This window comes from Bartonella sp. HY038 (assembly GCF_014117425.1).
GTDB lineage: Bacteria > Pseudomonadota > Alphaproteobacteria > Rhizobiales > Rhizobiaceae > HY038.
In genome coordinates, this window is the sequence record NZ_CP059725.1 from 2,882,090 (window position 1) to 2,904,028 (window position 21,939).

21 protein-coding genes and 2 pseudogenes are annotated in these 21,939 nt (G+C 40.1%); 4 read left to right on the forward strand and 19 right to left on the reverse strand.

Going from position 1 to position 21,939, the window contains the following annotated elements; all coding sequences use genetic code 11:
- Positions 1–87: 87 nt before the first annotated feature.
- The 9 genes and pseudogenes from H3299_RS12470 to H3299_RS12510 form a co-directional block, all read right to left on the reverse strand.
- The gene (locus H3299_RS12470) at positions 88–1,116 is read right to left on the reverse strand and encodes an LLM class flavin-dependent oxidoreductase (RefSeq protein ID WP_182417971.1); all 1,029 of its coding nucleotides are present in this window, start codon (positions 1,114–1,116) and stop codon (positions 88–90) included.
- 167 nt (positions 1,117–1,283) lie between these two features.
- Positions 1,284–2,327, reverse strand: coding sequence for a hypothetical protein (locus H3299_RS12475; RefSeq protein ID WP_182417972.1), 1,044 nt, complete (start codon positions 2,325–2,327; stop codon positions 1,284–1,286).
- Positions 2,328–2,392: 65 nt separating this feature from the next.
- Complete coding sequence (locus H3299_RS12480) at positions 2,393–2,818, reverse strand: cysteine hydrolase family protein (RefSeq protein WP_182417973.1); 426 nt, start codon at positions 2,816–2,818, stop codon at positions 2,393–2,395.
- The gene (locus tag H3299_RS12485; RefSeq protein WP_182417974.1) at positions 2,808–2,984 is read right to left on the reverse strand and encodes a hypothetical protein; all 177 of its coding nucleotides are present in this window, start codon (positions 2,982–2,984) and stop codon (positions 2,808–2,810) included. The genes H3299_RS12480 and H3299_RS12485 overlap by 11 nt, the downstream gene beginning before the upstream one ends.
- 46 nt (positions 2,985–3,030) lie before the next feature.
- Positions 3,031–3,828 carry a pyrroline-5-carboxylate reductase gene (locus H3299_RS12490; RefSeq protein ID WP_182417975.1) on the reverse strand — a complete coding sequence of 266 codons (798 nt, stop codon included), beginning with the start codon at positions 3,826–3,828 and terminating at the stop codon, positions 3,031–3,033.
- 133 nt (positions 3,829–3,961) lie between these two features.
- A pseudogene (locus H3299_RS12495) lies at positions 3,962–4,676 on the reverse strand (tRNA (guanosine(46)-N(7))-methyltransferase TrmB).
- Positions 4,676–5,939: pseudogene (gene metK / locus H3299_RS12500) on the reverse strand (methionine adenosyltransferase). Before metK ends, H3299_RS12495 begins: the two co-directional pseudogenes overlap by 1 nt.
- A gap of 401 nt (positions 5,940–6,340) precedes the next feature.
- Positions 6,341–7,711: a sensor histidine kinase gene (locus tag H3299_RS12505; protein ID WP_182417976.1), complete on the reverse strand. Its 1,371-nt coding sequence runs from the start codon at positions 7,709–7,711 to the stop codon at positions 6,341–6,343.
- Between the two features lie 304 nt (positions 7,712–8,015).
- A complete protein-coding gene (locus tag H3299_RS12510; RefSeq protein ID WP_182417977.1) occupies positions 8,016–8,300 on the reverse strand; it encodes a BolA family transcriptional regulator in 285 nt (94 codons plus the stop codon).
- Positions 8,301–8,581: 281 nt separating this feature from the next.
- Here H3299_RS12510 and H3299_RS12515 point away from each other — a divergent pair, with 281 nt between their 5' ends.
- Both H3299_RS12515 and H3299_RS12520 read left to right on the forward strand, forming a co-directional pair.
- The gene (locus H3299_RS12515; protein WP_182417978.1) at positions 8,582–9,202 is read left to right on the forward strand and encodes a J domain-containing protein; all 621 of its coding nucleotides are present in this window, start codon (positions 8,582–8,584) and stop codon (positions 9,200–9,202) included.
- Positions 9,203–9,377: 175 nt separating this feature from the next.
- Positions 9,378–10,202, forward strand: coding sequence for an inositol monophosphatase family protein (locus H3299_RS12520; RefSeq protein WP_182417979.1), 825 nt, complete (start codon positions 9,378–9,380; stop codon positions 10,200–10,202).
- Between the two features lie 143 nt (positions 10,203–10,345).
- Here the strand turns inward: H3299_RS12520 and H3299_RS12525 are convergent, their stop codons facing one another.
- Both H3299_RS12525 and H3299_RS12530 read right to left on the reverse strand, forming a co-directional pair.
- Positions 10,346–10,636 (reverse strand): YggT family protein, encoded by a 291-nt coding sequence (locus H3299_RS12525; RefSeq protein ID WP_182417980.1) that lies wholly within the window; start codon positions 10,634–10,636, stop codon positions 10,346–10,348.
- A gap of 252 nt (positions 10,637–10,888) precedes the next feature.
- Positions 10,889–11,845, reverse strand: a complete 957-nt coding sequence (locus H3299_RS12530; protein WP_182417981.1) for an aldo/keto reductase — start codon at positions 11,843–11,845, stop codon at positions 10,889–10,891.
- Between the two features lie 290 nt (positions 11,846–12,135).
- Between H3299_RS12530 and H3299_RS12535 the strand changes: the two genes are divergently transcribed.
- Both H3299_RS12535 and H3299_RS12540 read left to right on the forward strand, forming a co-directional pair.
- Positions 12,136–12,426: a hypothetical protein gene (locus H3299_RS12535; RefSeq protein WP_246708078.1), complete on the forward strand. Its 291-nt coding sequence runs from the start codon at positions 12,136–12,138 to the stop codon at positions 12,424–12,426.
- A gap of 53 nt (positions 12,427–12,479) precedes the next feature.
- Complete coding sequence (locus tag H3299_RS12540; RefSeq protein ID WP_182417982.1) at positions 12,480–13,232, forward strand: class I SAM-dependent methyltransferase; 753 nt, start codon at positions 12,480–12,482, stop codon at positions 13,230–13,232.
- An 81-nt stretch (positions 13,233–13,313) separates the two neighbouring features.
- Here H3299_RS12540 and H3299_RS12545 read toward each other — a convergent pair whose 3' ends face one another.
- The 8 genes from H3299_RS12545 to H3299_RS12580 form a co-directional block, all read right to left on the reverse strand.
- Entirely contained in the window at positions 13,314–13,766 is a 453-nt protein-coding gene (locus H3299_RS12545) for an SH3 domain-containing protein (protein ID WP_182417832.1), read from the reverse strand.
- A gap of 324 nt (positions 13,767–14,090) precedes the next feature.
- Positions 14,091–14,645 carry a hypothetical protein gene (locus H3299_RS12550; RefSeq protein ID WP_182417983.1) on the reverse strand — a complete coding sequence of 185 codons (555 nt, stop codon included), beginning with the start codon at positions 14,643–14,645 and terminating at the stop codon, positions 14,091–14,093.
- Positions 14,646–14,777: 132 nt separating this feature from the next.
- Positions 14,778–15,827: a LacI family DNA-binding transcriptional regulator gene (locus H3299_RS12555; RefSeq protein ID WP_182419765.1), complete on the reverse strand. Its 1,050-nt coding sequence runs from the start codon at positions 15,825–15,827 to the stop codon at positions 14,778–14,780.
- Between the two features lie 186 nt (positions 15,828–16,013).
- On the reverse strand, positions 16,014–17,294 hold the full coding sequence (locus H3299_RS12560) for a D-tagatose-bisphosphate aldolase, class II, non-catalytic subunit (protein WP_182417984.1): 1,281 nt from the start codon (positions 17,292–17,294) through the stop codon (positions 16,014–16,016).
- Between the two features lie 48 nt (positions 17,295–17,342).
- Entirely contained in the window at positions 17,343–18,284 is a 942-nt protein-coding gene (locus H3299_RS12565; RefSeq protein ID WP_182417985.1) for a sugar kinase, read from the reverse strand.
- A 2-nt stretch (positions 18,285–18,286) separates the two neighbouring features.
- Entirely contained in the window at positions 18,287–19,261 is a 975-nt protein-coding gene (locus H3299_RS12570; protein WP_182417986.1) for an ABC transporter permease, read from the reverse strand.
- The gene (locus tag H3299_RS12575; protein ID WP_210276106.1) at positions 19,258–20,787 is read right to left on the reverse strand and encodes a sugar ABC transporter ATP-binding protein; all 1,530 of its coding nucleotides are present in this window, start codon (positions 20,785–20,787) and stop codon (positions 19,258–19,260) included. The genes H3299_RS12570 and H3299_RS12575 overlap by 4 nt, the downstream gene beginning before the upstream one ends.
- Positions 20,788–20,792: 5 nt before the next feature.
- On the reverse strand, positions 20,793–21,653 hold the full coding sequence (locus H3299_RS12580; protein ID WP_371739847.1) for a substrate-binding domain-containing protein: 861 nt from the start codon (positions 21,651–21,653) through the stop codon (positions 20,793–20,795).
- Positions 21,654–21,939: the final 286 nt, after the last annotated feature.

Here is a 21,939-nt window from a genome sequence, read left to right on the forward strand (position 1 = left end):
ATATTTTTGAGGCGAAACTGTTGTTATGCCTCAAAAAAATTTCATCTTTATATTTATAAAATTTCAGTTTTAAATCAGGTCGCTTTGTTAGCGCCACCCCAATTCCGGTGCAATTTTTGTCAAAATATTTTCAATAATTTTAAGGTTAAATTCAAGACCAATGCTATTTTCAACCGGAATAAAAATAGTATCTGCTTCAGCAATTGCGGCATCATTTTTGAGCTTAGCAATTATATCTTTAGGGCGCCCACAATAGGTGCTTTGAAAAACATCGCGGGCTTTCTTATTATTGGGCCATAATTCCACCAATTCATTATTGATTTGTTGCAACCAAGCGTCTTCTTTTTCATCACAAAGCGGTATAATCTCGCGAATAATTGCAGCTCGTGGTGCATAATTATGCTGAGCTTTATCCCAGGCTTTTTTATGGGCGGTTAAAAACTCAACTTGCTCTGAAAACATAAATTGACCAGTATCAGGATTGCGATGGGTGGCACATTGAATATGCATGCCATGTTGAGCTGCCCAGATGGCCGATTCCATCGTGCCAGATCCCCACCAAATACGCTTGTGTAACGTGTCACTATAGGGTTCCACTCTTGCAATGCGGCGCGTTTCACCAGCATCAGCAAAATTATATTCAAGTTCAAATGTTTTTTCGCCGCGTAATTGGTCAAGAAAAAACAAAGCGCGTTGCTGGGCAAGTTCTCTTTGGCTCAATTCCTTATTCATGCTTGGTGCAAAAAAATCGCCACCATTAATAGATGCAAACGGCGCGCCGCGGCCAATACCAAATTGTAATCTCTGATCAGCAATCATATCGGCAGAGGCGATATTTTCGAGCATAGAAAGCGGATTTTCATAACGAAGATCAACCACACTAGTGCCAATTTCAATATGTTTGGTTTGCATTGCGATAGCTGCGAGCAAAGGATAAGGCGCACCCAATTGTTCGGTAAAATGATGAACACGAAAATAAGCACCATCAGCACCCATTTCCTCCGCTCGAACTGCCATTTCAATTGCTTGCTTATAGGATGCCTGCGGTGTCGTTGTTTTGGAAAGTTCATGTTGTTTCCAACGTCCAAAAGAAAGAAAGGCAATCTTTTTCATCATCTTTTCCTTTAATGCGCTATCAATTTTATAATAGCTTTCACAACAATTTTACACCCGTTATGTATAAAATCTATATAACGATATATAAATTAATGCAAGAATTTTGCAAAACAAAATACTACGGTTAGATGAATAGTTTAAATTAGCGATAAGCGCCTTTATGTAGCTTAAGAATAATGTAACCCTATATGACAAATTTTAAGATCTGCGATTAATAATCCGTTGACAACATCATAAGGATTCCAAACAGCAGGCACAATTGCAGTTAGCCGAGAATTAACCAACGGATAGGCCTTGTCATATTTTTCCGCCCAATCAAGTAGGGCAATATTATAATTAACCATAGCCTGCCCACCAAAACGCTGATATAAATCGTCAAATGCTTGATTTAACAAATCAAAATCACAGCAGGTCTCTTCCACGGGATTATCTCCAAGTCGAAAATGGAATGAATAAATCATCGCATAAACACCACAACCGAATTTTTCTTTGGTAACTTCAATGGCTTTGCGAGCAAAATCGTCAACATCTTGCATAGATGAGCCGAACCAACGCGGCAATAGCCGAAAACCATGATCAATATAATGGGTAAGATTATCAGGATCTAAAGCAAGAAGTGTACAAAACAACTCATTAAGATATTCAATTCCAGCACCACCATCGCTATATAATTTATAATGTGCTAAGTTCCATAAAAGGCAGTTGTCAGACCCTGCAACGCTGTCTTTGAGGACATCCCACATTTTGCTCAAACAACCTTGATAGCTATTCAAACCAGTCTTACCGACATCTTGGATATATCCGCCGCCGCGCGCAATCCAACCGGTATGATAAAGACATAATGCATAAAGCCCACCAGCAAATGAGCTTTTATCTTTTTCCCACCAATTTTCCAAATGTGAAATTTTCTTCAATGCTTCATCAAAGCTACAGTCTTTAAATATATTTTCAAGCCCATCAAAGACAAGGCCGCTTTTCAAAAAGCCATTGGCAAGAAGCTCATCATTGCGGCGCAATTGCTCGAACCCTTGCCGAAATGCGTCAAAATGATTTTGTAAAAAATGGTCTGTGACTTTTTTAACTTCAAGCCCAGCAGCGCCATATTCTTCAAAACGATCAATAATGTAGTTAAAATTTCGCTTTTTTAAATAACGTCTATTTTTAAACCTAAAAATAGGCATGTAGATTTTTAAAAATAAATTTTGTAACATGTTGTTCCCCGGCTTATGCTATAATCCACGTTTTAAACTGCGATATTTACCTAAAAAATCAAAGATTAGCTAATATTTGTTTCAATAAATTCTTGTGCAGACATGACCATTGCATGTCTTGGAAAATGCTTTTTGATTAAAATATCATGCATTTCAAGATCACCATCGGTACAAGCATCCTCAATGACCGTTAAACCATAATCAAGATCAAATGCTTGGTTGAAGGTCGATAAGACAACATGCGAGGTTGCAACCCCAGCAAGCACCAATTCTTCAATATTATTAGCGCGCAAAATCATATCAAAATCACTGCCAGAAAATGCACTAATGCGATGTTTGCCAACAATTGGCTCATCACTTTGCGGCGCAAGTGGCGCATAGATTTTCATCTCGTCACTGCCGGGAATAACCCGCTTATTGGCCTTAATATCACCAAACATGACATTGCGTGAATTAATTTCAGGATAGCCTTGGCGAAAACTAACATTCACATGGATAACCAAAAACACCTGCTTGGCGCGCCCATTGAAGTAGCTTTGCAGCATTTTGCGTCACATGTGTCGCTTGCTCTAGTGAAATAAAATTCTCCAAAATAAAATTTTGAAAATCCATCAAGATTAAAGCGGTCTTTTTAGGATCAATAACTTTGTTTTCCATAGCTGCCTTCTTCATCTTCTACATAAAAATAATACAAAATTTTAAGCTACTGCATTTTTTCAAGCGCGCTATCAAGCCCTTTAATAAGCGCATCAATGCCACCATTATCGTTAAAGACTTTCGTCACCAACTCATTGGTGCCGCCCTTGGTAGAATGGTCAATTTCTAGTTCTTTATAGTCAATTTTTGGTCGCGATTGCGCTTCATGGGCAAGGCTTGCAAATAATTTGCTGATAAATTTGGTTGAAATATTTTCATTAATGCCATGGTCAATCAACCATTGATTGGCACTGCCTGCAAAACGATAATAGCTGCCCATAAGTGAGCCTGCAATCATGAAAATTTTCAATTCTTCTTCATTGGCAAGACTAAGTGCGCCGCCAATCTTGGCAAAAATTCCTTCAACGTCCTCATCTTTTGGAAAAACCGGCGTGGCGCTTTGATGATCCATCACGAATGGTAACGGCACCGCGCGAAGAATGTCCCCCTTGTGCCCACTCCAAGCGGCAAGATCATCAATTGAGGCGGTTGCAATAAAACTAACAAGTTTTTGCTGCGGCTTAAATGCTAATTGTTTAAGCAAGTCTTGCGCGTCTTGTACTCGCAAAGCGATAAAGACAATATCCGATTGGTCGACCACCGCTTGATTATCACATGCCACATGCACAAGGTTTGGAAAATCTGTGGCAAGCCTAGCTGAAATAGATTGTGAGCGCGGTGATACAATGATTGATTTAACCGCCCCTTTTGATTTATCAAGGCTTGATTTGGTAATATCCGATTTAGCAAGACCACGAATAATAGCATCAGAAATTGTGCCAGTGCCTAAAAAACCAATATTCATCTGTCGCTTCCACCTTAAAAACTCAATATGATTAAGCCAATATTATGAATATAAGCTTATATCCATGGACTGGCAAAACTGCCAATAATGTATTTTTAACATCAAAAACAAAAGGGGCAAAATTGCCCCTTTTTTAAATATGTTTAAATGTCAAATAAGCTGGCGTGCGATTTTCGCGTATCGCCTTTGCTTCATAGCGCGTGCCCGGCCATGCCTCATAGGGCGTGTGCCAATCACTGGCATTATCCGCTACCCATTCAAAACCACCATGCTCACGGCAATGCAATAATGTCCAGTTAATATAGGTATCAATATCACTGGCAAAACGAAACAATGCCCCTTTTTTTAAAACACGGGCGAAACGCTGCAAATTTTTCTCATTCACAAAGCGCCGCTTCCAATGTTTTTTCTTGGGCCAGGGGTCTGGATAGAATAGATCAATACCATCAAGCGATTGATCAGGCAGCCAATCAAGCAGTGCAGTTGCATCATCATTATAAAGACGCAATGAGGATTGCAAATCGGGCAATTCATCAAGACCAGCTAAAAGCTTTGCCATGCCGTTAACAAAAGGCTCAACCCCAATAAAACCGGTATTGGGAAAACGACCAGCCTCATGCAATAAATGCTCACCGCCGCCAAAAACCAATTTCAAGGCGTACAGCTTCAACGGGCTTTGCAAATAATTCTTTTAGCGATTGCGGCGCTGGTTGTTTGAGGTCAACCAACACCTGCGGCAAAAGATCTGTTTGCCGTTTAATTTGGTTATCCCGTAAGGGCTTGCCTTGACGTCGGCCATAAAAAGCCTCGCTCATACGGGTTCTATGTGGTGTTTTATCCGATTGCATTACTGAATTGCTGCCTTTAACGCACTGCCAAGGTCGGTTTTTTCCCAAGAAAATGAACCATCGCGGCCAGGTTTACGACCAAAATGTCCATAGGCTGACGTTTTGGCATAAATGGGTCGATTAAGATCAAGATGTTTACGAATACCGGTTGGGCTAAGATCCATCACTGCGCGAATAGCGGCTTCAACCTGCGCCTCTGAAACCTTGCCCGTTTCATGAAGGTCAAACATAAATTGAAAGCGGTTGGGCAACGCCAATCGCATAGGAAATCTGGATGGTGCAACGCTCAGATAGGCCAGCAGCAACAACATTTTTAGCTAGATAGCGTGCGGCATAGGCAGCGGAACGGTCAACTTTAGTGGTATCCTTACCAGAAAAAGCACCGCCACCATGCGACGCGGCCCCACCATAAGTATCAACAATAATCTTACGACCGGTAAGCCCCGCATCACCATCAGGCCCACCAATAACGAATTTTCCAGTTGGGTTAATATACCAATTGCAATTTTCTGAGATTTCAATGTCATGTAAAGCATTGCGAATATAGGGTTCAACCACTTCGCGCACTTTTTTCGAATCCCAATTGGCATCAAGATGCTGAGTCGATAGGACGATTGACACCACCTCTGTTGGTTTGCCATCAATATAGCGCACCGTTACCTGACTTTTAGCATCTGGTCCCAATAAACGAGCCTCACCATCACCTTTATGACGAGCGACAGCAATTTCTTCCAAAATTTTATGGGCATAATAAATGGGCGCTGGCATTAAATCTTCAGTTTCACGGCAAGCATAACCAAACATAATACCTTGATCGCCAGCACCTTCTTCGCCTTGGCGGTCAGCAGCATTATCAACACCTTGGGCAATATCGGCTGATTGTGAATGAAGCAGCACATCAATACGGCAGGTTTTCCAATGGAAACCCTCTTGTTCATAGCCAATTTCTTTAATAGCACGGCGCGCTGCCGCACGAAAACGCGATGGATTAATTTGCGGATTGCCCTGCTCGTCAACAACCAAATTGCCCTGCTTATCTTTTTTCAAGAATGTATCAGGTACACGAACTTCCCCAGCAATGATAACACGATTTGTGGTTGCCATTGTTTCACATGCAATACGCACACTCCATGGATCAGTACTGGTTTTTCGCGCTTCCTTATAAATCATGTCAACAATTTCATCAGAAATACGGTCACAAACCTTATCGGGATGACCTTCTGAAACGGATTCACTAGTAAAAAGATAAGAATGACGGTGCACGGGAAACCCCTCTAGAAAGATAATATTTGCAATTCAATCCTAAACTTTGCAATGACACTGGTGGTGACACTTAATGGTGACTAGTGCTAGTGACAATGGATAGTTTAGTAAAAACTTAAACATTTAATAGCATATGCCGCATTTTTTGCCACATATTTTTGCTATTTGCTGTTTGTGCCAACAATATTTAGTGTCGTCAATGTTGTTTTCCAATATCCCAACAAATTCTATGTGATTTTAAACCTATTACAATCAAGAAACTGCAAAGGGATAAGATGCAATATGTTCAAATGGAATCTATAAATCACTATAAATTATAACAAGAGATAGCATCTTTTGTTAAGCCAAAATCTCAAATAATAGTCAAAATGATACAATCTTCAAATAACGCATGGATTGACTTAATGTGGTTTAATCAAATCACTAATTGGTGCAGTTAGGTGATAGCTAAAACCATTTGGTGCATAATCAAGTTTTGCTTCACCGTTCAAGCTTGCAGGCAATAAGCGTTCCACCAATTTTGCCCCAAAACCCTTGCGGGTTGGTTGTTTAGTAATTTCAGGCCCACCAATTTCATGCCATGCAAAATGAAATTTGCCATCATCAAAATCCCATGTAATGTCCACTCGTCCTTGTTCATTCGATAAAGCGCCATATTTTACTGCATTGGTTGCAAATTCATGCAATGCCAGAGACATGGAAAGCGCCGCCTCACTATCAAGCGCAGCTTTTGGGCCATTACAGGTAAAGCGATTGGTTAGGCCAATATTACCCTCAAGGCAATTGACGATGATCTCATGCAAATTAATACTGGAGGAGGCTCCGTGCGTTAATATATCTTGTGCATCAGCAAGGGCTTTTATGCGTGCGGTTAAAATGCGGCGTGCTTCTTCAATGTTCGTGGCATTATTTAAGCTTTGATTGCAAATACTTTGCACCATAGCTAAAGTATTTTTAACCCGATGGGCTAACTCTTGCGCTAACATTTCTCTTTTATCTTGAGCAAGCCGCCTTGCAGTTACATCTTGAATAACTCCAAGGATCGGGCGATGCCCTTGCATTTCACCAATATCAATTGGTGCTTTTTCTGCGCGAAAAGCAATCCAACGTCTTTCATTATTGTCACTGCGTTGAATTTGAATTTCTAGCGATACTAATTTATCATCTGGTGGATTAAGCATCTGACTGGCAATATAAGACACATTGGTAACGATTACATCTAAAAATTCTTCAATTGCAAGTTCTGGCTTAATTTCAAGTCCTAATAGTTCCATAAATTTGGGTGTAGCAAGAATAATACCTCGATCCACATCAATGGAAAAAGACCCAATGCCACCGGCCTCTTGCGCAAGATGGGCGCGTTCCTCACTTAATCGGAGCGCCTCTTGATGTTGTCGCTCGCTAGTCCTATCCCGAACAATTTTCAAAAAACCCCAAGGTGCGCCATTTTCATCTTGAAATAATTGCAAATCACCCGATGCCCAAAACTTACTGCCATCTTTGCGCAAATGCCAGCGCTCAACCGGATCCAGCCTGTGTTGACGGGCCATTTCGCGTCGCTTTGCTGGCAATCCATCTGCTTGATCTTCACGTGTGAAAAGCGTGTCTAATGATTTTCCTATAATTTCTTCTTCGCGCCAACCAAATAAATTATGTGCGCCCGCGCTCCAACTATCAATAATTCCATTCATATCAGTGGTTAATATGGCATAATCTAAAGCATTTTCAAGAATAAGCCTATCACGCCATTGGGTTCTAGCTGCGCGTTCCATATATATATTCCAACATATTAATGAATAACTATCTCATTTAAGCAATTGCGATCAAATATAATTCATTTATAGCAAAAATTACAACAATTCAAATTAAAGAATTACAAAGAAAGCTTTATTATTAACCACTTTGATATTAGATATTAATCTCGCATTCACTTAAGCGAAGATAACGCATGAATATGCATCGAAGTTCCATAGCTTAGGGTTAAAACTCAGTATTTAAATTAAGTTTTGCATATTTCACTAGGGAACAAAACAGTTGCAATCTAAAGTGCGTAAAAATTTCACTGTTAAGTGCCGTTTATGGTGTTGCCTGCGCCTCAATTGCAAGAGCATGAACCTTATCAGCAAGCTCGTCTTTTAATACATCGTTAATGGCACGATGCTGCTCTACCCGTTTCATGCCGATAAATTCATTTGAAGTAATTTTTATTCTAAAATGTGTTTCACCTTCACCATCAAAAGAGCTACCGTCGTCATGACTATGACCGGCATGCAATGCACTTTCATTGATAACTTCTAAATGTTGAGGCGTAAAAACGGCGCGCAATTTTTTTTCCATTATTTCTTTAATCGTGCTGGACATAATTATTTTCCCAAACCATATCGTAGCTCTTGCAGTTTTTTTATAATTGGTTAAAATCGCCAATCCAAATATGAAACTGCAACGCTTTCAGTTTAATTAAGTTTAAAAGTTTAATTTAAACCCCATATATAGCGTAGTATCTTTTATTAAAAAGGACAAAATCATTGTTTGATCGTGTTTTCTTGAAAGGGCACTAGTTTGCCTTGTATAAAGTTTGGTGCGATTTCATTCAATTGTCAAACATTATTACACTATAATCCATTCGGAATGACCTAAATATCATGGCAATTAATTCAAAATTCTTTGACTCTATACGCATTAGTTCAGGCAAAAAGGCAAAAGCCGAGCCTGAAACAATGAAATGCCAATGGGAAGGCTGTGAAAAGCCAGGCCCCCATCGTGCACCTGCTGGTCGTGGCCGAGAAGGGCAATTTTTACATTTTTGTATTGACCATGTACGTGAATATAATAAAAATTTTAATTATTTTTCCGACCTTAGCGATGCGGAAATTGCTAAGTTCCAAAAGGATGCTGCAACCGGCCACCGCCCGACAAGGAAAATAGGCTCTAACCGCACCACAGCCACTAAAACCTCGCAGGAATTTTCCAGCATTCGTTCAGGCTCCGCTGTTTCGCAAAAGCGCTTACGTAACCCTTATGGGCTGATTAATGAAAAGCGTGTTGAAGCGGCGCCTAAACGTAAATTGAAAGTGCTGGAAGCAAGAGCTTTTGCCACATTAGAGCTAAAAGAAATGGCAAGCAGCGAAGAAATCAAATCGCAATATAAGATTTTAATCAAACGGCACCATCCTGATGCAAATGGCGGCGATCGCAGTTCTGAGGAGCGTTTTCGCGCTGTTTTGCAAGCTTATAACCAACTTAAACAAGCGGGATTTTGCTAAGTTTTGCAAACCGTTTTGGGTAAAAAATCATAAAAATTTACAATCAAGGCTATGCTTAAAACATAGGCTTGATTTTTTTATGCATATACCGCACGCCCTCATGATTATGCGACACGGATGTGTTATAATAATAAATTACATAAAGCGTTGCTATTCACTTTAAAACGGAACTGTCATGACCTCGCTAAATATCGAAAATGAACTTCAAAATATCGAAAAATTGTTACAAACACGCTATGCTCTTGCGCAGCAATTGGCAAAAAGTGCGGGCAACCTTGCCTTAGACTATTTTAATAACCGCGATAAATTAATTATTGAAACCAAACAAGACCCGCAAGATTTGGTTTCAATGGCTGATCGCAATGTTGAAAAGCACATTCAAGAAGCAATTTATCGCCATTTTCCTGATGATGCATTTTTGGGCGAAGAAAGTGGTATTAGCAACCATCAATCAGATTTCCTATGGGTAATCGACCCTATTGACGGCACGGCGCCTTTTTTAGCAGGAATTGGTGATTGGTGTGTTTCGATCGCCATTTTATATCAGGGCAAACCTGCAATTGGCGTGATCTATGCACCATATAAAAACGAGTTTTATCGCGCCATGACTAATGATGGTGCATTTTTAAATGATAAACCAATTGAAGTAACGAAGAAAAATACCATTGCCAATGGACTTACTGGCTTTGGCTGCAATCATCATATTTCAACAGAGCGCAAAATTGATGTTTTACAAAATCTTTTGGCTGCGGGCAGCAATTTTTATCGTAATGCGTCAGGCGCATTGATGATTGCTTATGTCGCGGCAGGTCGCCTCGTCGGCTATGTTGAACCCTATATGCATTTATGGGATTGTGCAGCTGGTTTTTGCCTTGTCCAGGAAGCAGGCGGCAAAATTATGCCATTCCCCACCGATCGTGAAAATCTCAAAAAAGGGCATCCTGTTCTTGCTGCTGCGCCCCATAATTATGAACAATTGAAAAAAATTGCCAATTTTTAAAAGCATGGTCACAAAGCGGCGCTTTGTTAAATATCCAATTTGTTAAATATCCAAAGTTATTAAAAAGCCGTTTTAGTTTTTCAAAACTAAAACGGCTCATTATTTTTAAATCTTATTCCATCCTTTGGCGCAGTTTACTTTACTTACACAAATGCAGGCATAAGTGATGTTGCAATCAACATTTGCAAAAAATAAATCCCAAAAAAGATAATAATAGGCGAAATATCGATTGGGCCAAGATCCGGCAATATACGCCTTATTGGTGCTAGCATAGGTTCAGTTGCTGTATAAAGGAAATTACCAATCATACCGAAGAGCTGACTGCGCGGATTAACAATATTCATCGCATAAAGCCAAGAAATAATTATTCTGCCTACAATAAGTATCCTAATAAAGTCTAATATAAGACTTATAGTCGAAAAAAAAGCATACATCTATCTCTCCTGGGCTAAAGCACTTTAATTAAAGTCACTAAAATGCTCTAGTTTTTTGCTTTTACGTATTTTGGCGACAACGCCTCATATTTTTGCGAAAATATTCTGATCGCTAGATTTAGTGGCTAAATCCAATTTCGGCAAGACCTTAAAATAAACCTTGCTCAAATATAAAAGCAAATCCGTTTCATTTTGAAATGGATTTGCTCACAATTTTATATTTTAACAATGTGGAATTTAATTTCTAGCTTATTAAAAAGCGCTGGCATTAGTCAAATGTGTTATATCGTCATTGCTTAGTTTAAGGGTCGTTGCTTTAACAAGGCTTGCCAATTGTTCAAGACTTGTAGCACTAGCAATAGGTGCGGTCACTGCCTTTTGTGCAATAATCCAAGCAAGCGCCACTTCAGCATTGGTTGCATTATGTGCCTTTGATATGCCATCAAGCACATCAAGAATATGCAGGCCACGTTCATTGACATATTTTTCAACCATGCGTTGGCGCGCTTTGCCCTCAACATCTTTTTGGCTGCGATATTTTCCCGAAAGAAAACCAGATGCAAGACTGAAATAGGTGATGACACCCAAACCTTCTTGGCAGCAAAGATCGGCAAGTTCGCCTTCAAAACCGCTGCGATCATAAAGATTATATTCAGGCTCAAGCACTTGATAGCTTGGCAAATTCAAGGATTTTGATGTATCAAGCGCGCTCTTTAAAAGTTTTGCATCATAGTTAGAGCAACCAATTGCACGCACTTTACCGGAATTTATAAGGTCTTCATAAGCACGCAATGTTTCTTCATGGCTGGTTTCTGGGTCAGGCCAGTGGGATAAATAAACATCAATAGCTTCACTTTGTAAGCGTCTTAAAGAATCTTCAGCCGCTTGTTTTATCCAACGCGCCGATAGCCCTTTTTTACCAGGCTCCAACATATCTGAGCCAACTTTAGTGATAATAACGACCTTTTCGCGCTTCGTTGGATTTTGCTTTAGCCAATTGCCAATGATGGTTTCAGATTCTCCACCCTTATTGCCCGGCGCCCAAGTTGAATAAGCATCGGCTGTATCGATTGCATTTAAGCCTGCATCAACAAAAGCATCAAGTAAATTAAATGAGCGTTTTTCATCAACAGTCCAGCCAAAAACATTGGCACCAAAAACTAAAGGCGCAATGTTAAACCCAGTTTTTCCTAATGCACGGTATTCCATAATTTGTTCCTTACATAAAATTTGTTTAACAAGCTTATAGGAAATTGCATATGATTTTTGTTATTATCTGGCAAAAACCATTTAAACTAAGACAGACGCTGCATCAAAAGCCTAGCAAATATTTATGATAAATCAATTCACTCATTTATATCAAAAACATATATATGGATAGACGCATGTTTTTTTGCTATGCTTTAAGCCATACAGCGAGTAATATCTAATCATTATAAAATAACTTACCAATAACACTATCGTTATTTAAATGAGATTTGGCAATTTGCGGGGGATTTATGTCGTCTTTTTCAAAAACTGTTCTTCAAAACTTAACCCAAAATAGACGTGCTTTAGCAGCGTTACCGATAATCGGGCTACCATTTTTATGTGGTTGCACTGCCAAAGCAACAGCATGGAGCGAAAAAATCGCATTTTCGCAACCATCTATGCCAACCCAGTGCGCTGGTTGGCAAAAGCTTGAGATTAAGAATAGCACGCGTTATTATTTACTCGAAAAAGACCAGCGTCTCCTTGTCGATCTTGATGCTCATAATTTGCGAGGTCGTCAAATAGGTTGTTGGCAATAACGACATTTTAAAACGCATTCAAATTTCATCTTAGCGCAAAGGGTAGGCACGCAATGTATCTTGATATTCACTCTTTGCAAAAGTTTTATCAATCACCTTTAGGTAAAAAGGTGCAGCAAAATTTAAATAACGCACTTCAGCCACATATTCCAACCCGCAATGATGAAAGGATTATGGGACTTGGTTATTGCGTTCCTTATCTTGAACCATTTCGCTTGAAATGTGATTGTTGTTTTGCTTTTATGCCGGCGCGGCAAGGCGCTTCAACTTGGCCAGATATCCAAAATGTTGCAACTGCCTTGGTCTTTGAAGAAGATTTGCCCCTCGCTGACGGTTGTCTTGACAAGATCATCCTTGTGCATGCCTTAGAACAAACTGAAAACGCGAGCGAAACCCTGCGTGAATTATGGCGGGTTATAGCTCCTAATGGCAAACTCATTATTATTGCACCAAACCGACGTGGCTTTTGGGCAGGTTCTGATGCAACACCCTTTGGCTCCGGCGAACCCTATAGCCGTGGCCAACTAAACCAAATTGTGACCAATGCTGGTTTTACCTGTCAATCGCTTAGCGAAACGCTGCATTTTTTACCGCAAAGAAATTTAAATATCCGGCGCTTTTCCACGCTTTTTGAAAAAATGCAAAAGCGTTTTTTTCCTTATTTTGGTGGCGCTCTCGTTCTTGAAGCAACCAAGCATATCAGTCAAGGCATCCCACTGTTAAAACGCAATTCACGGCGGATATTTTCACCCGTTTTTACCCCGCAAACAACGCTTACACGTGGTGAACAACATTTAAAACAATAAAAAAGACCTATCTGATCGATCATGAAATCAGATAGGCCAATTGGTTAGCTTGATTTTAGCTAACGGGGATTTGTGAAATTCTTAACGCAAGTTTTGTGGTGCAATTTTAGCAACATTAATGCGATTGTGGTTTGCAGCCTTTGCTTCTGACTTTTCAGGAACAATGGTGATTGAAATATTTAAGCCAGCAGATGCTGTACGGCCACCAGTTGCAGCAGAGCCGCCTGCACCACCGCTAACTGCCATTGAACGAGCACGGCTATTTGCAGCAGCCAATTGTGTTGAAAGCTTATTGGTTTCAACCCAACCTTTTTGGTTGCCTGCAGTTACATAGCACCAAGCTGAATTGCAAACACCAACATTAACTTGAGTACCCTTAGCAATATTGCTGGTTACGGCCGCACTTGTTGCAGGTGCATTATGCAATGATAAGGCAGGAGCTGAAATTGTGGTTGCTTGTGCAGTAAGTGCGCTAGCGATTACAGCAATTGCAAGAGTTGAAGCAGTGATGATTGATTTTGCAAAACGGTTCATGATCTTTATCCTTAAATTTGTTTTGGAAGAACCGCCCAACCGTGTTTAAACAAAGCTTCCTTGTTCGCAAAAACTGGTTTTGCGTTGGATCACTTTAAATTTAGGCAAGGTTAGATCGTTAACGGGAAACCAATTTGCTTCCGTTTATTAGATTCTTCTAAGTTATCTGATTAATTGTTTAAGTTTCTCGGCTTATTTACCTTTTGTTAGCCTTGTTGCACCATTAACGGTTCGATCACGAAAAAGTTCCCGAGTTTTTTGAAAAAAATTCATTAATTTTTTACTTTTATTATAAGTTATTGATAAAAAACAATAATATTAATTTTAAAAATTTTTCTTTTGTAACACCACAACGCCCAATGATGGTACTAAGGCAATATTATTGACACCGGCGTGATAATATTCAATATTTAAAAACTCATTACTCTCAAGTATCGCAAATAGCTTTAAATCTAAAGCGCGCGTCGCCAGAGCATCGAAAAGACCAACAGCTTGGTTAAAATTTTCGTCTAAAGTAAAATTCTTTTTAAAATTAAATGCAATGAGCTGACAATTTTGTCTTATTGGTGCTTTATCTTCACATTGATAAAATGGATTGCGAAAGGCAATGCTTAAATTAAAACTTTCGATATAACAATCTGATTTATCGGCCACTTTAAGTGAGATATGAAAAACTTTACTCAAGGCATCATTATATTTTAAAGCTCGTTTAATAAGCCTTCCGTAACTTCTATATCCATAACTTTGAAAAAAAGGGGAGTTATAATCAAACTGGGTGAACTGTCGATTAAAACAGTTCATAATAGCAAAAGATTGCACATTAAAATCGCTAAAATGATAATTACTCTTGATATGTCCCCAATAAGCGTATGATAGCATTAAGTAATTTCCTAGGATAGCCATATTCTATTTATTTAAATAGTCTAACAAATATGACCATTGTGACAGGTTATTACTATACTTTCATCAAAGAAAAATTTAGTTTATAATTCGAATTGGCTAGACAACCGTTTAAGCTGATCGTCTTAGCATTAGACTTGCTTTAAGCAATGTCTGGTCTTTTTGCTTTAATTGATCTTTACTCTTTACATGTTCTTTTAGCTTAGATGGTTCTTGCCGATCTTCATTATCAAACAAATCCATTAGTTTTTGCATGGCAATTTGTGCAATCAGCGCATAATCTTGTGCAACGGTTGTAAGGGGTGGTGATGTATAACGCGCAAGCGGATGGTCATCATGGCCAGCGATGCGTAGTTCGCTGCTTGGTAAACCATGCCCCACTTTAATGCCCATTTCCCATGCAGCATGCAAAGCGCCAAAAGCAATGCGATCATTTGCACATAATATTGTATTGGTTGGCAGACCGCTTTTGACATTTTTTATTGTTTGCTCATAGCCAAATTTTTCGAATTCCCAGCTATTTGAGCTATCAACTGGCAATATAAGAGGTTTAAAACCGTTGCGTATCATCGCTTCTTCATAAGCATGGCGGCGTGATGTTGAATTGGCATTTACCCCCGGCATACCCAAAAAGCACGGTGGTTCTCCTGATCGGCATAAATAATCAATGATAAGGCCAAGGCTTTGGCGGTTATCAGTACCAACAAAGGGTACATCACTTTCTTCCTTACTATCGACATAAACAAGGGGAATGCGATCAGCTAAAGAGTTTAATTTATCTTGGCTTGCCGAATGGGCAATTGGTGCAATTATTGCACCAGCAATATGCATGGATTGCAATCGTTCAATCGCATCAGATTGTCTTGATACTTGCCCTTGCGAGCTTAATACAACAGCAAAATAGCCATTTTTTTCGGCAATTTCTTCAATTTTGCGGGTGAGCTCCATATAAAATGGATCAAGCGTATCTGGAATAATAACGCCCAAAATTTTAGTACGCCGGCGCTTTAAATTAACCGCAAATAGATTAGGGCGAAAATCAAACTCAGCTAAAGCGTTTTCAATGAGTAAGCGTGTTGAATTTCTAATCGATGTTGGATCATTAAAATATTTGGATACTGTTGGGCGTGATAATCCGATATGGCTAGCAAACTCTTCCATTGTACGAATTTCCGGTGTACGAATTTCAGGTATCGAATTTATTTTTTTCATTTTTAATCTTTTACCCAACAAAAAGTGTTATCTTTTATTTTTATACAAATACCTTCAGGCGTTTTAATCTAAAAAACATGTCTGGCTTTCACTATCGTTTCAACCAAAGCCAGACAATGTCCTTAATTTTGCAATTTAAGCTTGCCAACAAGCAGCAATATAATCATTGATTGCTTTTTCAATGCTTGCGAACACCAAAGCCTTGGCATTAGCTGGCAGGCGGTGGCTACGAACATCATGATAAAGGCCGCCAAGATATTGCCCGATAAGAGTTTCTGGCAATGTGACATTGTTAAATAACCCCAAGAGTTCTTCAACCGCACGATTAGCTTTTTCATTAGGCCAATAATAGCGGATACGGTCGCTATAAGAAAAATGGCGCTGCAAGGCCAATTCATGTTGATCACCGTGATAATAGCGATCCCAATTAGCAGGAGAGCTGAGCATGACCTCTTCCATGGTTTGGCGCAAAGTCTTTTGACGTCGCCCTGCAAAAAGCTCTTCTGCAATCATATCAAGACCATATAAGGTTTCACGCATAACAAAGGTAAGGCCGGGGCCAACTTTTAAAATACCAAATCCATCATTAACCAAAGCCGTTAAAGCGGCGCGGGTTTGATAATCAGTAGAATGCGCCTCAAATACAATATTCGGCATAAGCGGCAATGCAGAACATAGAGTGACTGCAGCTTGCGGATCATAATCAATGACATTATGATTGCCAAACTCAACGCCGGGCTGCACAACAAGGCCAATAACTCGTGAAAAGGCATCTTCTAAGCCTTGTGCTATAAATGCCTGCTTATGAATATCATAAGTTGTAAGGGCGGCATCTTTGTTCGTTACTTCAAGCCCTTCAATCTCTTCCAAAGCACCACCAGGCACTGGTACTTCAGTTCCAATAATGTAAACAGGGGCGATTGAGCCTTGCGCTGCTGCTTCTTCTGCAGCCTTGGCAAGTCGGGCAGCACGCAGCGCAATAATATTATCATCAAGTGCCAAAGGTTCATTAAGACAGCCCATGGAACAATCTAAATGCAACTTGGTAAAACCGGCAGCCGAATAGGCACGGATCATGACTTCGGCTTTATCCATAGCTTCTTCTGCGGCTAAATTTTTCCACGGATTAGGTCCAAGGTGATCACCACCAAAAATTAAACGCTCAACTGGAAAGTTGCAGTTTTGGGCAATATCTAGCACAAAATTTTTATAATCTTGTGGTGTCATACCAGTATAGCCACCATCTTGATTAACTTGATTGCAGGTTGCTTCAATCAATAGTGGCAATGGCGTTGGCATGGTTGCACGCATTGCCGCCTCAATAACCATGGGGTGCGCTGTGCAAATAGACGGTATGCCAGATGGCCCCGATTGCTGACGCCAATTTGAAATAGATTGCAGAGGATTTTTAGTCATGGAATATCCTTTTACGAGTGCAGGTTTAACAAATTTTTGTCCAAATGATCAAAGTGCTTTTTGCGCAATAAAGCGCTCGAGATCGGCAAGGGTTGACGTTCCCTCCATAGGGCCAATTTCGCTAACCGCACGCGCACCTGCAGCATTGGCAAAATCAAGCGCTTGTTGCGGATCGGTATTTTTGAGCCAAAAACTCAAAAATGCTCCGCCAAAACAATCACCTGCGCCAGTTGGATCTTTTTCCTCAACCTTAAAAGCTTGTGCGTCAAACCGCTTGCCATTTTCATAAAGACTCGCACCTTTTTCCCCACGCTTCACCACAATGGTTTTGATACCACGCGCCAATAGATGATTGACCGCTTCTTCTTCATTGCCAGCTTTTTCAAATAAGAAAATTTCTTCTCCAGACGGCATAAAAAGATCAGTGATAGATAGAATAAATTCGCAAGATTGTTTAAGACCAGGGGTATTCAATAATTCAGGGCGCAAATTGGGATCGAAGGAAATTGTGCCACCCTTATGTTTTATTGCCTTTGCAGCTTCAATAACCATGGCGCCAAGTTCAGGCGCTGAAAAAGCCGACCCCATAACATGAAGATGATCGCAATCCTTAATCATATCCTTAGCGCTTTGAGTGGTGTTTAATGTGCCACATGCACTATAGCGGATATTATAAACAAAAGCGCGACTGCCATCCTCGCGATAGCGCACAAAAGCACTACCAGTTGACTCACCTTGGGCAATCTCAATAGCTGAAACATCAACGCCATCAGCTTTTAAGCGATCGATATTGACGCGGCCAAAATCATCATCACCAACGCGGGAAATAATCGCGCATGGCGTATTCAATTTGCCAACTTGATCGATAAAAATAGCTGGTGCACCCGATGGAAACGGTCCAATAAGCGGCTGCGCACTTAAAAAACCATCACCTTTGGTGGTGGCAACAATCTCGACTAAAATTTCGCCAATAGTTAAAACTTTACCCATAATTAGCCTCTTTTTCTTTTGGCTCTTACATCAAACCAAACAGCGATTAAGATGACCAAACCTTTAACGATAAGCTGGAAAAAATAAGGAACAGACATCATATTCATGCCATTGTTCAACACACCAATGATAAGTGCGCCAAACAAAGTACCAACCATGGTACCTACACCGCCAGATAGGCTAGCACCGCCAAGTACAGCTGCGGCAATGGCATCAAGTTCATTATTTACGCCCGCATTGGTTTGCGCCGAATAAAGGCGAGATGATAATAAGATCCCAGCAATAGCTGCCATAACGCCCGATAAAATAAAAATTTGGATTTTTAGGCGGCCGACTTTGATGCCGGAATATAAAGCAGCCTCTTTATTACCACCGGTTAAATAGGTACGCCGGCCGAAAGTTGTTTTTGATAAAAGAATATGATTGAATAAAAATAGTATTATAAAAATCCAGATAATAATCGGCATGTATAAAAATTTACCAGAACCAATAGCAATCCAGAACGGATCTCTAATCGCTTCTGGTGAGCCATTGGTTGGCAGATTAACAAGACCGCGATAAATGCCCATTGTAGCAACGGTGACAATAAAGGACGGCAACAGTAATTTCGCGGTCAATGCACCATTGATAAAGCCCATTACCGCCCCAGCAAGTAAGGTAATAATAATTGCAGGCACAAAGCCATAGCCAAAAGCCAGTATTTGCGCACCAACCATACCAGCTACCGCAATAATTGAGCCAATAGACAGATCTATTTCACCAAGCAAAATTACCCAAGTCATACCAAAAGCAGCAATGGCAACAGGAGCTGTTTGCTGCAAGATATTTAAAGCGTTACTTCGGTTTAGAAATTTGTCGCTAAAAAAAGCGAAGATAACACATAGAATGACCAGAGCCAGTAATATGCCACCATATCGTTGAATTGAGTTTTTTAATTCATTATTTTGTATTGTAAAGAATTGTGCGGACTGTTTCATTTAACTATTCCTGTGGCAACCGTTCCGGTAGCAAAAGCCATAACATTTTGTGGTGACATATCCGCATCATTGAGCGTCGCAGTTATACACCCTTCAGTCATAACAATGAGACGATCAGCAAGACCTAAAACCTCGGGCAATTCAGAAGAAACAAGAATTATCGCTGTTCCCTCATCAGCTAATTGTCTAATAATTTTATAGATTTCAAATTTAGCGCCAACATCAACACCGCGTGTTGGCTCATCTAAAATGAGAAGCTTGGGATTGGTTAAAAGCCATTTAGCAAAAACAATTTTTTGTTGATTGCCGCCCGATAGAGTATTCACCACTGTGTCTAAACCCTTGGCTTTTACTGAAAGACGATCAGCTTCTTGAAGCGCAACTTTTTTCTCTGCGCCAAAATTCATAAATCCCAAATTATTGGTAAATCCGTTGAGCGATGCCATGGAAATATTGTGCATAACATTAGCGCTTAGAATTAAACCTTCTTCTTTGCGGTTTTCTGTTACAAAGCCAATACCGGCAGCGATAGATTCTGCAGCACTCTTAAAATTAACGGCCTTACCCTCAAGGCGTATGGTCCCACTTGCCTTTTTCATGCCGAATATGGCATTCATCACTTCAGAGCGACCAGAACCAACCAGACCAAAAAAGCCTAATATTTCACCTGGACGAATAGCAAAAGAAACATCTTGAAATTCATCTTTAAACGATAGTTTTTCTACTTCTAAAATTGGAGATATTTTTTCAAAATTAGGGCTAGAAAGGGCGGGGGGATAAATTTCATCCATTTTTCGCCCAACCATCATTGCGATTAATTCATCAATATTGGTATCCTGACGACGTTTTGTGTCGATATATTCGCCATCGCGAATAACCGTTATATCATCCGATAAACGCATGATTTCTTCCATGCGATGGGAAATATAAATGATAGCCGTTCCACGTTCTTTCAAACGGTCAATCAATGAAAATAAGATTTCAGCTTCTGAATCGGATAGGGATGAGGTCGGCTCATCAAGAATAAGAACTTTAGCTGGTTTACTCAAACCTTTGGCAATTTCGACCAATTGGCGCTGGGCAATTGACAGATCGCCCACTTTGTCTCTAGCACGGATTGGTAGCCCCAAATAGGCGATCAACTCATCTGCTTCTTTGCGCAATTGTCTGTCATTAATAAAGCCAAAACGTTGTGGCTCATGGGTTGCAAAAATATTTTCAGCAACACTCATATTATTGCAAAGGCTTAACTCTTGAAAAACAATCGATAAGCCTTTGGCAACCGCTTCACGCGGGTTTTTTGGGCTATAAGGCTCACCATCAAATATGATTCGCCCCGCCGTTTGCGGATAAACACCCGCAAGAACTTTCATCAAGGTGGATTTACCGGCACCGTTTTCACCCAATAAAGTATGCACAGTTCCTTGGCGCACAGTAAGTTGCATATTTTTAATAGCTTTTACTGGGCCAAAGTACTTTTGAATATCCTTCAAGGAAAGGATGATTTTATCTGTCCGGTCCATCATTTAACCTATTTTTGCTTTGTATAAACACCAGGAACGATAGGCTGTTCAGCAGGTACCTCTTCGCCAGCAATGACTTTTACAGCCGTATCAACGGCAAGTTTGCCCATTTGATCAGGGAACTGTTGAATGACGCCCACCATTACTGGATCACTATCAACTGCATCGCGCGCTTCTTTCATGCCATCAAAGCCGATAACAGCAACCTTATCACTCATATTCGCAGCTTTAACGGCAACAGCTGCGGCAAGGGCAGCATCATCACCAAAGCCGAAAATACCAGTAATATTATCATTGGCTTGAAGGATGTTTTGCGCCACAGACAAAGCATCGGCACGAGTGATGCCTGCTTGTTGAGCAACAATTTTGATATCAGGATAGCTTTCAAGCGCTTTTTTAAAGCCTTCGATACGGTTTACAACCGACTGCACGGTTGGATAATCGATGATTGCAACTTCACCCTTGCCATCAAGGATCTTGGCCATCAATTCACCAGCTTTAACGCCGCCAGTATAATTATCGGTACCAATATGAGAAACAACATCACCTTCCGCGGCAGGAACATCTACCGTAATTACCTTGATGCCAGCGGCATTGGCTTTTGCAATTGCCGCATAAACGCCTTTACTGTCAACCGGTGAAATTATGATAACGTCAACGCCTTTGGTGATAAAATCTTCAACATCGGATAATTGCTTGTTAAGATCTTGGTTAGCGATGCTTACTTCCAATGCCACATTTTTTTCCTTGGCTTCAGCTTTCATAGCATCTGCAAGTTCAATATAAAATGGATGCTGCTGGGTAAGGAGTGAAGCACCAATACCATCTGCAAAAGCATTTGACGTAAAGCAAGCTGCTGCACTTAACATCAATGTAAAGATTGTCTTTTTAATACCCATGTAAATCTCCATAATATTTGCACGAAACGCATTTGCGATCATTAAAGACATCCAGACATTTGGATAATCCCAAACATTTGGACAACCAAAGCATCAGAACAGCTTAAATATGAGTCCGATTTTTTAAAAAGCTTTTTATATGCCAAACCATTGTAATTAAAGAATTGTAATTGCAGAATTTCTGCTAAAATAGCTTGCTAAAACATCCAATAACTTAATTTGATAGGCAAAAAACGCCTTTAATAAAATCCGCCAA

Coding starts and splice junctions, on each gene's coding strand:
- H3299_RS12470 (WP_182417971.1), bottom strand. CDS start 1,116: ATGATGAAAAAGATTGCCTTTCTTTCTTTTGGACGTTGGAAACAACAT.
- H3299_RS12475 (WP_182417972.1), bottom strand. CDS start 2,327: ATGTTACAAAATTTATTTTTAAAAATCTACATGCCTATTTTTAGGTTT.
- H3299_RS12485 (WP_182417974.1), bottom strand. CDS start 2,984: ATGGAAAACAAAGTTATTGATCCTAAAAAGACCGCTTTAATCTTGATG.
- H3299_RS12490 (WP_182417975.1), bottom strand. CDS start 3,828: ATGAATATTGGTTTTTTAGGCACTGGCACAATTTCTGATGCTATTATT.
- H3299_RS12505 (WP_182417976.1), bottom strand. CDS start 7,711: ATGGAACGCGCAGCTAGAACCCAATGGCGTGATAGGCTTATTCTTGAA.
- H3299_RS12510 (WP_182417977.1), bottom strand. CDS start 8,300: ATGTCCAGCACGATTAAAGAAATAATGGAAAAAAAATTGCGCGCCGTT.
- H3299_RS12515 (WP_182417978.1), top strand. CDS start 8,582: ATGGCAATTAATTCAAAATTCTTTGACTCTATACGCATTAGTTCAGGC.
- H3299_RS12520 (WP_182417979.1), top strand. CDS start 9,378: ATGACCTCGCTAAATATCGAAAATGAACTTCAAAATATCGAAAAATTG.
- H3299_RS12525 (WP_182417980.1), bottom strand. CDS start 10,636: ATGTATGCTTTTTTTTCGACTATAAGTCTTATATTAGACTTTATTAGG.
- H3299_RS12530 (WP_182417981.1), bottom strand. CDS start 11,845: ATGGAATACCGTGCATTAGGAAAAACTGGGTTTAACATTGCGCCTTTA.
- H3299_RS12535 (WP_246708078.1), top strand. CDS start 12,136: ATGTCGTCTTTTTCAAAAACTGTTCTTCAAAACTTAACCCAAAATAGA.
- H3299_RS12540 (WP_182417982.1), top strand. CDS start 12,480: ATGTATCTTGATATTCACTCTTTGCAAAAGTTTTATCAATCACCTTTA.
- H3299_RS12545 (WP_182417832.1), bottom strand. CDS start 13,766: ATGAACCGTTTTGCAAAATCAATCATCACTGCTTCAACTCTTGCAATT.
- H3299_RS12550 (WP_182417983.1), bottom strand. CDS start 14,645: ATGCTATCATACGCTTATTGGGGACATATCAAGAGTAATTATCATTTT.
- H3299_RS12555 (WP_182419765.1), bottom strand. CDS start 15,827: ATGGAAGAGTTTGCTAGCCATATCGGATTATCACGCCCAACAGTATCC.
- H3299_RS12560 (WP_182417984.1), bottom strand. CDS start 17,294: ATGACTAAAAATCCTCTGCAATCTATTTCAAATTGGCGTCAGCAATCG.
- H3299_RS12565 (WP_182417985.1), bottom strand. CDS start 18,284: ATGGGTAAAGTTTTAACTATTGGCGAAATTTTAGTCGAGATTGTTGCC.
- H3299_RS12570 (WP_182417986.1), bottom strand. CDS start 19,261: ATGAAACAGTCCGCACAATTCTTTACAATACAAAATAATGAATTAAAA.
- H3299_RS12575 (WP_210276106.1), bottom strand. CDS start 20,787: ATGATGGACCGGACAGATAAAATCATCCTTTCCTTGAAGGATATTCAA.
- H3299_RS12580 (WP_371739847.1), bottom strand. CDS start 21,653: ATGTTAAGTGCAGCAGCTTGCTTTACGTCAAATGCTTTTGCAGATGGT.